The sequence below is a fragment of the Bacillus sp. TE9106W genome, from assembly GCF_054062215.1.
On sequence record NZ_JBSSFA010000012.1, the window covers coordinates 112,330 to 126,174 of the forward strand.

The 13,845-nt window shown below is 36.5% G+C and carries 10 protein-coding genes and 1 pseudogene; 1 reads left to right on the forward strand and 10 read right to left on the reverse strand.

Annotated elements, in window-relative coordinates; translation table 11 throughout:
- Nucleotides 1–696: 696 nt before the first annotated feature.
- On the reverse strand, nt 697–2,442 hold the full coding sequence (locus ACVWY7_RS20300; RefSeq protein ID WP_456523946.1) for an ABC transporter ATP-binding protein: 1,746 nt from the start codon (nt 2,440–2,442) through the stop codon (nt 697–699).
- 550 nt (nt 2,443–2,992) lie between these two features.
- Here ACVWY7_RS20300 and ACVWY7_RS20305 point away from each other — a divergent pair.
- Nucleotides 2,993–3,067 (forward strand): annotated as a pseudogene (locus ACVWY7_RS20305) (MerR family DNA-binding transcriptional regulator); the annotation flags it as partial.
- Between the two features lie 46 nt (nt 3,068–3,113).
- Here ACVWY7_RS20305 and ACVWY7_RS20310 read toward each other — a convergent pair.
- The 9 genes from ACVWY7_RS20310 to ACVWY7_RS20350 all read right to left on the reverse strand — a co-directional run bounded on the left by ACVWY7_RS20310 (nt 3,114) and on the right by ACVWY7_RS20350 (nt 13,829).
- The gene (locus tag ACVWY7_RS20310) at nt 3,114–3,974 is read right to left on the reverse strand and encodes a M15 family metallopeptidase (RefSeq protein WP_073522360.1); all 861 of its coding nucleotides are present in this window, start codon (nt 3,972–3,974) and stop codon (nt 3,114–3,116) included.
- 82 nt (nt 3,975–4,056) lie between these two features.
- Complete coding sequence (locus tag ACVWY7_RS20315; protein WP_456523947.1) at nt 4,057–5,163, reverse strand: ATP-binding protein; 1,107 nt, start codon at nt 5,161–5,163, stop codon at nt 4,057–4,059.
- Nucleotides 5,156–5,854: a response regulator transcription factor gene (locus tag ACVWY7_RS20320; protein ID WP_000822504.1), complete on the reverse strand. Its 699-nt coding sequence runs from the start codon at nt 5,852–5,854 to the stop codon at nt 5,156–5,158. Before ACVWY7_RS20320 ends, ACVWY7_RS20315 begins: the two co-directional genes overlap by 8 nt.
- Nucleotides 5,855–6,109: 255 nt before the next feature.
- Entirely contained in the window at nt 6,110–7,216 is a 1,107-nt protein-coding gene (gene menC, locus ACVWY7_RS20325; protein WP_431175046.1) for an o-succinylbenzoate synthase, read from the reverse strand.
- Nucleotides 7,217–8,662, reverse strand: a complete 1,446-nt coding sequence (locus tag ACVWY7_RS20330) for an o-succinylbenzoate--CoA ligase (protein WP_000449551.1) — start codon at nt 8,660–8,662, stop codon at nt 7,217–7,219.
- 324 nt (nt 8,663–8,986) lie between these two features.
- Entirely contained in the window at nt 8,987–9,805 is an 819-nt protein-coding gene (gene menB / locus ACVWY7_RS20335) for a 1,4-dihydroxy-2-naphthoyl-CoA synthase (RefSeq protein ID WP_000963873.1), read from the reverse strand.
- A gap of 69 nt (nt 9,806–9,874) precedes the next feature.
- Nucleotides 9,875–10,687, reverse strand: a complete 813-nt coding sequence (gene menH / locus ACVWY7_RS20340) for a 2-succinyl-6-hydroxy-2,4-cyclohexadiene-1-carboxylate synthase (protein WP_001103362.1) — start codon at nt 10,685–10,687, stop codon at nt 9,875–9,877.
- Complete coding sequence (gene menD, locus ACVWY7_RS20345) at nt 10,684–12,438, reverse strand: 2-succinyl-5-enolpyruvyl-6-hydroxy-3-cyclohexene-1-carboxylic-acid synthase (RefSeq protein ID WP_001059248.1); 1,755 nt, start codon at nt 12,436–12,438, stop codon at nt 10,684–10,686. Before menD ends, menH begins: the two co-directional genes overlap by 4 nt.
- Nucleotides 12,435–13,829, reverse strand: coding sequence for an isochorismate synthase (locus tag ACVWY7_RS20350; protein WP_105990106.1), 1,395 nt, complete (start codon nt 13,827–13,829; stop codon nt 12,435–12,437). The genes menD and ACVWY7_RS20350 overlap by 4 nt, the downstream gene beginning before the upstream one ends.
- Nucleotides 13,830–13,845 lie beyond the last annotated feature (16 nt).

Here is a 13,845-nt window from a genome sequence, read left to right on the forward strand (position 1 = left end):
TTCCACCCTTTTCTATAAGAAGCCATAAGAATACGCTTACATTAAAGTTTCATTTTTTATATCTCTTTCACACGTTTAGCGTAACATAAAAAAAGAGAGAAGTAAATATAACGTTATAATGTTTAATTTGTATTGTTTTCTTCACTAAAGATGGCCAAATTCAGGGGGGAATTTCTAATATAACTACTTAGGGCGCTGGTGCTGGAGCCGTTATAACTCTTGCATCTACGGCATTCATTTTTATTAAGTTTTTAGAGAGAACAACTTAATAAAAATTGCAGAAATAGAAAATAAAAGCTACAAGTTAGAATCTTTTAATTCATTACCTGATAAAGAATTATACTTCTTGAAGCTTATAAACTTAATTTAAAACAAGCAAAAAATACGATAAAAAAGTGATCAGCAAAAAGTATCTTCTTTACCTAATAGTCTTCCTCTTATAAATAAAAAATCGACTTTTTATAGCAATATATTAAGTTTATATTATTTCTTTTTCTTTGCAGTTTTCACTGATACTTCTACTACTTTTTCCCCACTTGTACAACAACTTTAAGAATAACACCCATAATTTACAATTTCTCTTTTCTATTGTTTCTTTTTATTTTTAATTCATATATTTTATATAAGGTTTGACCAATAATCTCTAATTGTATTTTATTACATTTCAACCCAATAATTCAGTGAATTTTATTCCATTTAAGGATTTATTTGTTTATCTACAGAATTTCGATAATGATCATTTACCTCATATAGATAATCATGAGTACCAAAATTAGTAATTTCCCCATTTTCTACAATTAAAATACTATCAGCATTTTTAATTGTAGATAATCTATGAGCAATCATAAACACTCCAATATTATTTTCAGTTAAATAATTTAATGTATCTCGTAACAAATACTCTGATTCACTATCTAAATTAGCTGTAACTTCATCTAATAAAATAAATTTTGATTTTCTTAACAATGCACGTGCAATGGCTATTCTTTGTTTTTGTCCACCAGATAAAAAGTTACCAAATTCCCCAACATGTGTATCGTATTGATCTGGTAAATTCATTATAAATTCATGTGCATTTGCTTTTTTAGTTATCTCTACTAATACTTCCATAGATATCTTTTCTTTTAATCCATATAATAAATTTTCTTTAATTGTTCCATAAAACAATGGAAAATCTTGTGGAACATAACTAAAAATTTCACGCCAAGCGTTTACATCAACTTGATTATAAGAATGATTATTTAATAAAATTTCTCCACTTGAAGGAGAATAAAATCTTTCAATCAAACTAAAAACAGTAGACTTACCGGCACCACTTGGTCCGACTAAAGCAAATGTTTTTCCAGTTTCTAAAGTAAATGATATATCCTTTAAAATATTTCTATTCTCATCATAAGAAAAAGAAACATTATTAAAAATTAAATTTACTTTTTTCTCATTATCAAGAGAGAATTTTTTTTCTACTGTTTGATAATTAATAGTTTGCTCATCTTCTTCATCTAAAATTTCCATAACTCTTTGTACAGAACCTTTTGCTGATTGATAATCACTAATAAACAAATTCAAAGTAAAAAATGGAGCAACTACTTGAACTAAATAAATAATAAAAGCCACTAATTCCCCTATACTTATAGCTTCATTAACAACTCTCCAAGCTCCAAATCCTACAACTAACAGTAAAACAACAAAAGAAAACAAACTAAGTAAAGGAGTAATAATCGCACTTAAAACAGAAGATTTAATACCCAATTTATACAAATTATTAAATTTTTCTTCACCTTTTTGATTTTCAATTTTCTCTGCATTAAAAGCTTTTACAATTTTAATATCCTTTAAAATTTCAGATGAAAATGAAGTTAAATCAGCTAATCTTTCTTGTTCTTTATAAGAAATGTTAAAAATTTTCTCTCCTAAAGGATAAATAATAAATACTGATAACGGAACTATAACAACCAATATAAGCGATAAATAAGCATCTAAATAAAATAAGATAATTAATGAAATAATAAGAGATATTGCAGCCTCTAAAAGATCTATTAACTTATGAGTCATAACATCAACTATTAATGATGTATCACTAGTTAATCTACTAACTAAATCACCAGAACGATTGTTTTTATAAAACTTCAAAGGTAAATTAAGTATTTTATTCCATAGTTTCTTTCTTACCTTAAAAATTATTTGTTCAGCAATCTTAGATAATAAAAAGTTAGAAATGGCTGAAAGAAAAGTTCCTACTCCCAATAAAACAACTGCAAAAATGATAAGCTTGTAATTAATACCATTTTTAAAATTGTCCATAACATTTATTGAAAACAATGGAACTATTAAACTTAGAATACTGCTTATTACTGTAATTATAATCGGTACAATCAATTTTTTCTTTGAAATATCTATAGCATTCCAAACAGATAAAATTGAATATGAATTATCTTTTTTCAAAACCACAAACCCCTCATTCCTATTTTTACTCAACATGAAAATTTTAACAAAAAAATAAATAAAATTGTAAAATAATAATTAAAATACATTTATATTATTTTTTTCTAATTTAATACAAGTAAATATACTTTCCTTATTTTCTAAAGACAAATATGAAAAAATAACCTTCGAAAAAAACATTAAAAAACCCTCAATCCTCCCTAAAAACAGAATACACTCATAACTGATATGACAACCGATAAAAAAAACGAATTGATTTCGAAATACATTTCGTTTTTAACACTGATACTCATTACTTCTCGATAATAACTTCAAAATCTTTTTTCTATATACAAGATTTTATACTCTCCCTTTGTATGGATACTGACAAGCAGATAAAATCGGAGAAAGACAACTTAGTGTGGCTTTTCTTTATAGCCCCCCCCTTTCCAATAAAAATAAAGCTGATAAACTAGAATGAATATAAAAGTTGTTAATAATGGAGTCTTAACATACAGGAAGGCGGGTTTATCAGTTGATACATATTAATAGGATTGGGGGATAGCAGAGAATACCGCGTTACTACGATAAAATCGGCTTATTAAAATCAGTATCCAAAACAGAGGGCAGCCATCGTTTGTATACAATAAAAACTAGAAGAATTGTACCCATTCTTCTAGTTTAAAAAACATCTATTCCTGAACCGTCACAATAACCCCGTCCACATTGTTCCCCGAAATTTCATACCGCTTATTCAACGGAACATTCACTTTCATATCCCCCGAAACTTTATAATAAGAAACCGTATATTTCTTACCTTCCACATCGGTTGTAATTTCTTTTTTTTCTTTTAAGAAGTCTAAGTATTCTTCTAATGTAATCTTCTTTTTTTGCATAATTGCACTATGAGGTAAGCCGACATAACGAATGTGCCACGGTTCATATTGAATGCCTGTAATATGACTTTTATTTTTCGGATAACGTAATACAAATCCGTGCTTCCATACATTCTCTTCAATCCATTTTCCTTCAGGCGCTTTCTCCATTTTCTTTTGCGTTGATCCAACGTCCAGTGATAATCCTAAATTATGTTCACTATATCCTGCTGGGAGTGCATAATCAGATCCCATGTCTTTATATAGTTTACTCTGCTCTTTAAAATCTCTATACCCGCTATTCATTAAGAAATGTTGTACGCCATCTTTTCCAGCCGCATCGACAACGTTCAAAAACTTTTTTACAACATCCTTTGATAAACGAAGATTTCTATCAAATATTACGTAACCTCTTACTAATTCACTGTTGTGATTTACATTTATAATGTCAGACCTAATACTATCTTTTTTTACTGGGTAATCTTTGTTAACTAATAATAGATCCCCTTTATAAATCTCTTCTTTTGTAATCTCTATCTTTTCCATATTTGCATTCTTTATTGAACTATTTTCCCCGCCGATTTTCACATCAATTTCTTTTTGAAATAACGGTGATATATAAACGCCTACACAGATTGTGCATGCGATAAAAAAAGAAATAAATACCCACTTTTTCATTTCTAGTTCCTCCTTAACGTAACTTACGTCTAGAATAGAAAAAACTATTAAAATAAAAAGTGGGGTAAAGTTTAAATTTTTATTAAATTGTTAAGTTCTCGTCTTTTGGTAATCGTACTTCAAACATTGTTCTAACTACATTACTTTCAGCAGAAATCGTACCGTTATGCTGCTCGATAATATTTTTCGCAATAAATAGCCCAAGGCCTGTCCCGCCACGGTTCTCAGTTCTCGATTTATCACCTGTATAAAACATATCAAAAAGATACGGTAAATCTTCTTCCGGAATGCTATCTCCGTAATTCATAACTTGTACGACAACTTCTTCATTATCGACATACCCATTCAAATCAACAAATTGCCCATCATATCCGTATCGAACGGCATTTGTTAACAAGTTTTCAAATACTCTAGCTAACAATTTTCCATCACCGTTAATTGGCAAATGCGGATCAATATTCAATCTAGCTTCTAAATGATGTTTTTCTAATAACGGATACAATTCCTCATCTAACTGTATAAGTAGCTCACTTATATCAATCTGCTTTTTATCCAGCTTTAGCATGCCATAATTCATACGTGTAATTTCAAATAACTCATCGATTAAACTTTCGAGCCTTTGCGATTTCTTATATGCAATCGTGGAAAAATGTTTAATTTGTTCTTTTGTTAAATTCTCATCTTTAAGAATTAAATCTAAATACCCTAACACGGATGTTAATGGCGTTCTTAAATCATGAGCTAAGTTTACAACGAGCTGATCTTTACTACTTTCAGCAAAGTCTCCTCTTTCCACCGCTTCTTTTAACTTTTCACTCGCAACATTTATTTCGCGCGCGATGTCCCCAAACTCATCATTTGATGAAACCCGCACTTCATTTGTAAAATCTCCGTTCGCCAAATGATGAATTCCGTTTGAAATCTCATCAAAATATTTTAAATACGGTCTAGTAAGGAAGAAGAAAAATATAATAGACAGAGGTATGAAAATAATTAAAAAGAAATTAACATCCCCAATTTGTCTTATCATAAAACGCAATTGAGCTAACGGATCTTCAAAACGAACGACTGATTTATAATAGATCCGTAACCCTTCATAACTGATATACGTTACGCCACCAGCAAATAGCATACTTAACGCAAATAGCATAACCATCTTTGAGCGAAAACTTCTCATCTTTTTACCCATTGAAAGTATACCCTACTCCCCAAACTGTTTTTATTAGCTTATCTTTTCTTTTATCTTCCCCAAGTTTTTTCCGCAACGTACGAATATGTACCATAACTGTATTTCCGCCTTCATAATAATCATCTGCCCATACTTGCTGAAAAATATTTTCCACATTGTACACTTTCTTCGGATGACTCGCTAATAAATATAAAATATCAAACTCTTTCGGTGTTAACTCAATTTGCTCTCCGTACACGTTCACTGTTCTTCGCTCAGGATCAATAGTAACTCCGCCTACCTCTAAAGCAGATTTATTCTCCGCTACTTTCGGCTGATTTAATGTAAGAAATCGGCGTAATTGTGCATTTACACGCGCAACTAATTCAATCGGCGTAAAAGGTTTCGTCATATAATCATCTGCACCTAATACAAGACCTGTCACCTTATCAAAGTCCGAAGTTTTCGCACTCAAGAAAATGATTGGCATATGATGCTTCGCTCGAATTTGACGCGTCACCTCATACCCATCCATTTTTGGCATCATAATATCTAAAACCACTAAGTCGATTGGCTGCGTTTCAATAATATGCATAGCTTCTTCTCCATCCGCTGCCTTCACGACGTGGTACCCTTCTTTTTCTAAATGTATCTCAATTAAATCAGCAATTTCTGCCTCATCATCCGCTATTAAAATTGAAATGCGCTTCATTTTACTCCCCCTTTTATACGCTCGATTTTAAACTAGTCTATCCAATTTGTACAATACGAAAAGGTTACCCGTTAGAGTAACCTTTGTAAATAAAATTATATCAGCGATTTTCCAAATATATCGACCATAACTTGAATTATATCGGCGATTTTTCAATTATATCGATCGTAACTCGAATTATATCGGCGATTATTGAAATATATCGACTTACCGACAATTAACGACAAAACCCTCTCGCTATTTTAAAGACTCCACTTACCGCTCAAAAACAATCCGTTGCTTCGTAATTTCCGCCAGCCTTCCGCGGTCCACTTTATACTCAGTATCAACACTTTGCGGCACCATCACTTTCCCGCCCTCAAGCGTCACTTCCGGCGAAATAATATCCTTTTCCCAATGTCTACTAGAAGCGGATATATCGCCAGGAATCGTAAAGTTCGGCAATGAGGCGAGGGCAACATTTTGCGCTCGTGAAATCCCCATCTCTACCATACCGCCGCACCAAACTGGTATGTTATGCTCCATACAATAATTATGGATTTGGATTGATTCTGTTAATCCGCCTACTCGTCCTGGTTTAATGTTAACGATGCGGCAACTACCAAGCGTAATCGCAACGCGTGCGTCTTCTAAACTATGGATACTTTCGTCTAAACAAATTGGCGTTTCAATCTTCTTCTGCAGCTGTGCATGATCAAGAAAATCGTAATCTGCTAGCGGTTGCTCAATCATCATCAATTGGAATTCATCTAGTCGTTTTAGACTCTCCGTATCCGCTAATGTATACGCTGAATTTGCATCAGCCATTAACGGGATACGCGGAAACTCTTTACGAATTTCTTTCAATAACTCATAATCATGCCCCGGTTTTATTTTCACCTTAAAACGCTCGTATCCTTCTTCCGCATACTTCTCGATTTGTTTTAACATAACCGGAATCGTATTGATCCCGATCACAACACCGACTTCAATTTCAGACTTCGTTCCGCCAAGCAATGTCGCTAACGATTTCTTTTGACGCTTCGCATATAAATCCCAAACAGCCCCTTCAATTCCGGCCTTTGCCATTCGGTTTCTTTTTATATGCTGAAACAAAATTGGCACTTCATTCGGATGAGAAATTTCAGTTTTTAATAAATCCAGCAATAAAAAGTCTTGCAGTACGTGCAGCGCCGTCTTCACCGTTTCTTCCGTATACCACGGTTCAGAAAAAGCAACGACTTCGCCAAATCCAATGTACCCGTCCTCATCTTCTAATTCAATGACGATACTCTCACGTTTTTCATACGTTCCGTAGCTTGCAGCAAACGGGATGACGAGTGGCATTTCCGTTATATGAAGTGTCGCTTTTTTTATTTCCACTTACATCTCCTCCACTAATTGTCTTAACTCTCGTCTTAACAATTTTTTCGAAGCGTTTCGTGGTAATTCCTCTAAGAAACACGCTTTTTTCGGCACTTTATATTTCGCTAATTTCTCCTCGCAAAAATGAAGAATTTCTTCTTCTGTTATCTCTCCACTTTTTACAACAAAAGCAGCGGGTACTTGTCCCCATTTATCATCAGTCATACCGACAACACCAGCTTCCGCTACCATCGGATGAGAAAGCAACACTTCTTCAATTTGAGCCGGATATATATTCTCTCCGCCAGAAATAATTAAATCACTACGGCGATCTAATACGTATAAAAATCCTTCTTCATCTAAATAACCGAGGTCACCAGTATGAAGCCATCCGTTTTGAATTGTCTCACGCGTTGCATCTTCACGGTTAAAGTAACCGCCTGTTACGTTTGGTCCTTTTACGACAATCTCGCCTTCTGCAAATGGCGGCACTACTACGCCGTCTTTTTCAATACGAAGTTGGCATTGAAATAGTGGTTTGCCGGCAGATCCTACTTTCGTTAACATGTAATCCGCGGATAACGTACAAATTTGCGAAGACGTTTCTGTCATACCGTACGTTTGATATACAGGAATCCCTTTATCAACACACGTTTCTAATAATGGTTTCGGTGCTGGTCCTCCGCCAAGTAACATACATCGTAAAGAAGATGGATATGTTCCTTCTCCAAGTCGCTCTAATAAATCAGTTAACATTTTAGAAACGACAGAAATAATCGTAACGCCTCTCGTTTGAAGTGCTTTATGAATAAAATCAGCATCATATTTCGGAACGAGTAAAATGCGCATGCCGTACATAATATTTTTCATTAAAAGAGATAGTCCGCCAACGTGGAACATCGGCATACAAGCTAACCAGCAATCATCATCACGCAGTCCTAAATTAAGCGAAGAACCAACCGCGCTTGCCCAGTGATTCCCGTACGTTAAAATAACGCCTTTCGGTTTCCCTGTCGTCCCTGACGTATAAATAATTGTCATCGCTTCTTCTAAAGAAAACTCTTCTTGTATAGAGGCTTCCCCTTTCGGCCCATTCATCACTTCGGCGAATGAATAGACAGGAATATCTTTAGCATCAAAGTCTTGATTTGTCACTAAACAAATCACTTCAGCATCATCCATTTGCCAAAGTAGCTCTTCTCTTGAAAGACGCGTATTTAAAAGCACAGCTACTGCACCTACGTAAGATAGGGCGTGAATAACTGTAATCATCTCCATACCATTTTTCATCAGAACAGCCACCTTTTGCCCACGCTTCACTCCTACATGCGTGAGGTGTTCACAAACAGATACTACTTTTTCATGCAGCTGCATAAAAGTAACTTTCTCTTCCTCTATTTCAATTGCAGTGCGATCTGGTGTTAAAAATGCACGTTGCTTTAACCAATTTGGCATGGTCTCCATCATTCATTCTCCTTTCATGAAAGAAAGAGACTTGATATGACATCAAGTCTCTTAGTTGTTTTGTTTCCGGTTTGATCTTATCCAGCTACAGCGGCTAGAACAGTCGGTCGTTTCACGCCTTCCTACGAGGCAAAAAGCGCCTCTACGTCAGGAGTTCCAACGCCCTCGTGTTCTAAGCGAGTCGCTTCCGCTTTTGATCTCATCCAGCTACAGCGGCTAGAATGTTCGGTGGCTTCACTTCTTCCTACGAGGCAAAAAGCGCCTCTACGTCAGAAGCTCCATCCCCCTCACATTCTAAGCGAGCCGCTTCCGCTTTTGGTTTGATCACGGGAAACGAGGGAATTGACCGAAGTCCGGACTGCGTTTTTCTTTGAACGCGTCGCGACCTTCTTTTGCTTCGTCAGTTGTGTAGTACAATAACGTTGCATCTCCAGCTAGTTGTTGAATACCAGCTAGACCGTCTGTGTCTGCGTTGAATGCAGCTTTTAGGAAACGAAGTGCCATTGGGCTGTTTGCTAAGATTTCTTGTGCCCATTGTACTGTTTCTGCTTCAAGTTCTTCTAATGGTACTACTGTGTTTACTAAGCCCATATCAAGCGCTTCTTGAGCGTTGTATTGACGGCATAGGTACCAAATTTCGCGAGCTTTCTTGTGGCCTACCATACGAGCTAGGTAACCAGCTCCGTATCCACCGTCAAAGCTTCCTACTTTAGGACCTGTTTGTCCGAATACAGCGTTGTCTGCAGCGATTGTTAAGTCACATACGATATGAAGTACGTGTCCACCACCGATTGCATAACCTGCTACCATTGCGATAACTGGTTTAGGAATTGCGCGAATTAGACGTTGTAAGTCTAATACGTTTAAACGAGGGATTTGGTCGTCACCTACATATCCACCATGACCGCGAACTTTTTGGTCGCCGCCAGAACAGAATGCACGTCCACCTTCACCTGTTAAAATGATAACGCCAACATTTGCATCATCACGAGCGTGTGCAAAAGCATCGATTAACTCCATTACCGTTTTAGGACGGAATGCGTTATGTACTTCAGGGCGGTTAATCGAAATCTTCGCGATACCATTGTATGTTGAATAAATAATATCTTCGTAATTGCCTTCTTTTACCCATTCAATAGCCATTACAACTACCTCCTTGTATATTTCTGATCTCCTCTATAAGTGTAACTTCATTCTTAACTGAAAAAAGCATCACTGCATAGTTTTTAGAAATCCCTTTACTATTGTATCAAACTTTTCCGGTTGTTCCACATGAATTGCATGGCCAGCACCATCAATTTTGACAAATTTCGCGTCAGAGACGCATTTTTCGATATTTTTTAATATGCGAAAGAACTTTTCATCATACTCTCCGTTCATTAAAAGAACAGGCATCTTTAAGTTTTGCAGCTCATTCCACCATGAAGGCTGAGCCCCTGTTCCCATGCCGCGCAAGCTATTTGCAAGTCCGTTTGAATTGTTAGCAAGTCGTTCTTTTCGCACTGCTTCTTGTACGTTTTGTGCTAAACTTTTTTGCGTTTCAAACAGCGGAATATTTTCCCACATTGTTACAAAACTTTCGATGCCTTCTCGCTCGATTTTATCGGCAAGTCGCTCATCTTTTTCACAGCGTTCTTTTCGCTCATCTTCCCTTTCAAGCCCAGCTGTACAATTTTCTAATAAAAGAGAACGTACATATTCCGGATATAGACATGCCATCGTAATCGCCAGTCTACCGCCCATTGAATAGCCGAGTATGTGCGCTTTTTCAATATGAAGGAAATCTAGTAGTTCTTTCATTTGCAATGCCGCATTTCGAATATCATAATGCGTCACATCTTCAGGGCTTTCTGTTTTTCCGTGCCCAACAATGTCTACTAAAATAACTTGAAATTGCTCGCTCCAAGAAGGAACGAATGAACGCCACGTTTCCATGCTTCCCGTAAAACCATGAAGAAGTAGAAGTGGTTCTCCGCTTCCGACTACTTCATATTCATACGATACACCTTGCAGCGTTACGTTCATTTTGATTCACCTTGCAACGATGTAGTAATGATGTCCTGTGTTTTTGCCCATAACGTACGGTGCAATGTTAAGTTTTCATCACGGTTCGTACAAATTTCTACAACGTGTAAACCTTCTGTCGTTGCTCCCTTTTGTACTTCTTCACGGAATTGCTCCCAACCATTTACACGGCTAAATGAACCACCGTACATTGTAACAACATGCTCATAATCAAGCCCAATCGGTGTTCCAAATAACGATTCGAAGTGTTCCTTTTTCTCATATTGCGGTAAGAATGAGAAAATACCACCACCGTCATTATTTACAACGACAATTGTTATATTTAATTCATGTAATTTTGCGGCTAATAATCCATTTAAATCGTGATAAAATGATAAATCACCGATTACTAATACGAGCGGATCGCAAATCATGCTCGCTCCTAAAGCTGTCGAAATGATTCCATCAATCCCATTTACACCACGGTTAGCCATCACTTGAATATTTTTATCCGATGTGAAAAAGAATGAATCTGTATCACGAATTGGCATACTATTACTCGCAAATAACGTTGCCCCTTCTGGTAATACGCGGACAATATCCGTAATGACCCTTCCTTCAAACGCCGTATCATATGTTTCCATTTCACGAAGCGTTTCCTTCGTTTTTTCGTTTATATGTTGCCACATTCGGAACCAATCATTCTTTTTCATAACTGGCATTTTTTCTATTAGTGCACTGCAAAATGCAATATCACTTGCTTGAACAACTTCTGTTGCAACAAGAGCTGGATCTCTCCATTGTCCAGATTCGTCAACTACGATATGAACAGCTTTCGTTTGTTTTTTAATGAACTGCGTTAATGCTTTTGAAACAGGCATACCACCAAAGCGAATTAAAACGTCCGGCTTCCACGTTTCCTTTAACAACTCATTGCGTAAAAATGTATCGTAACAGTCGATTACCATCGTTTTATCGTGGTGTCCGCTACGAATGTTAGAAAGTGGATCCGCTAATATTGGATATCCCGTTTTTTCAGCTAGTTGCGTTGCAAACGCTGCGATTTCTGAATGACTATCATCTCCACAAATAATAAGCCCCTTTTTCATATGTGAAAGGCGCCCTACAAGAGAATCTACATATTCACTCGGCATCACCGCGTTCCCTTGCTGAACTACTCCTGTATATTCCCCGCGTCCTTTATCCCATAAACTTTCTAATGAGAAGTCCGGGATAAGCGGTTCACGAACTGGAAAATTAAGATGAACAGGTCCTTGCGGTGCTAAACAAGCACTTGCTATCATGCGCTGCGTTGTCATGCGAGCGTAATGATACATCGCTTCACTCGCTTCTGGAAGTGCCATCTCTGTAAATTGCTTCACAAACGTACCGTATAAATTAATTTGATTCATCGCTTGTGGTGCACCGACATCTCTTAATTCATGCGGTCTATCTGCTGTTAAGACAATAAGCGGCACTCGCGAATGAAAAGCTTCACATACAGCTGGATAATAGTTCGCTGCAGCCGTTCCTGACGTACATAATAATGCGACCGGACGTTTTTTCGCTTTTGCGATACCGAGCGCAAAAAATCCTGCAGATCTTTCATCTACATGTAAATATGTGTTCATTCCTTCATGTTGTTCCATTAGTAGAGCAATCGGCGTTGACCGTGAGCCTGGACTAATGACAACATCACATACATTTAGACGCGTCAGTTCATCCACGAACGCGCCTAAATAATATGATAATGCTTCTATATGATTGTTCATTTCATTAATTCCTCCAAAGCACCAAGCATCGGTCTAAACTTCAAACTTGTTTCTTCATATTCAAGTTGCGGTACTGAATCAATTACAATTCCGCAACCGGCAAATAAGGATGCTTTCTCTCCATTTAATAATCCGCAGCGAAGTGCAACCGCAAATTCACCATTTCCTTCATCATCTATCCAGCCAATCGGTGCACCATATAATCCTCTGTCTAACAATTCAACATCACGAATTAGTTTCATCGCTTCTAAACGAGGTGTCCCGCCAAGAGCTGGTGTTGGATGTAATTCTTCTACCATCGTTAAAAGACTCGCGTCGCCTTTTGCCTCTACAGGCGTATATAAATGAATTAAGTTTTTCGTTGTTAATAGACCTGGACGTTCCGGAATATTAACGAATTCGCAGTGCTCATTTAATACCGACCTGATCATGTTCACAACATAACCGTGTTCAGCTAAATTCTTTTCATCATGAAGAAGCGCATTACTATTTCGCTTACTTTCTTCTATAGATTGACCATGACCAGTTGAACCAGCAAGACACATCGAAGTAAACTTCTCATCTTCTTTGCGAATTAATCTCTCTGGCGTCGCTCCTAAGAAGCATGCTCCTTTATAATCAAAAGAAAATACGTAACAATCTGGTTGTCCAATGCGAAGTGCTTCTAAAACAAGAGCAGAATCAATATGGTGATTCATCTCTACTTTTAACTCCCTCGCTAATACAACCTTCTGTACGTTCCCCTGCTTCATTTCATCTTGCACTTTCTCAATGGCCTTCATCCAGCCTTTCGGATCCACTTCTACTTTAGAAGTAACTGTTAATTTTGATCCTTCTAGTGCACATTTACTCTCCTCAAAAATTTTCTCTTCTAAAGAAACAATTTCGTTATAAAGAGTTTCTGCACAATCTGTTGCTGAAACGAATGTATTCATTGTTAACCATGCTTTTTCATTTTTTACAGTTAATAAAAATGCTGGTAGTGAAAATGTCGTATCATCAAATTCTTTCCATAAATCTGTTTTCTCTTTTTCTTGGTCAAATGAAAATCCACCAAATAAAAGAGGACCTGTTCCAAACTCGTATTTTTCCCTTTGTACAAATGCTTTCTCTTTTACTTTATCCCACTCGTCACGAGCAGTTTGAAAGCGTTTGTGAGAAGCAGTTGCTATAGTGAAAACAGAGCCAATTCCAGCAAATATTACATGCTGCGCTGGGTCTGCAAAATAACATCTATTTTCGAATGCAACCCTTTTTCCTGCTGCATAAAACAGAAGCGGATCCATCCAGTCTATTTGTTTTACGAAGCTCACCAATATTTTTTCATCAGTTGCACGCTTAATGGCCGCACTTAGAATTTCTTGCAAGCCTATTTGTTTCGTTTGAATCACAATTGTCTCCCCCCTA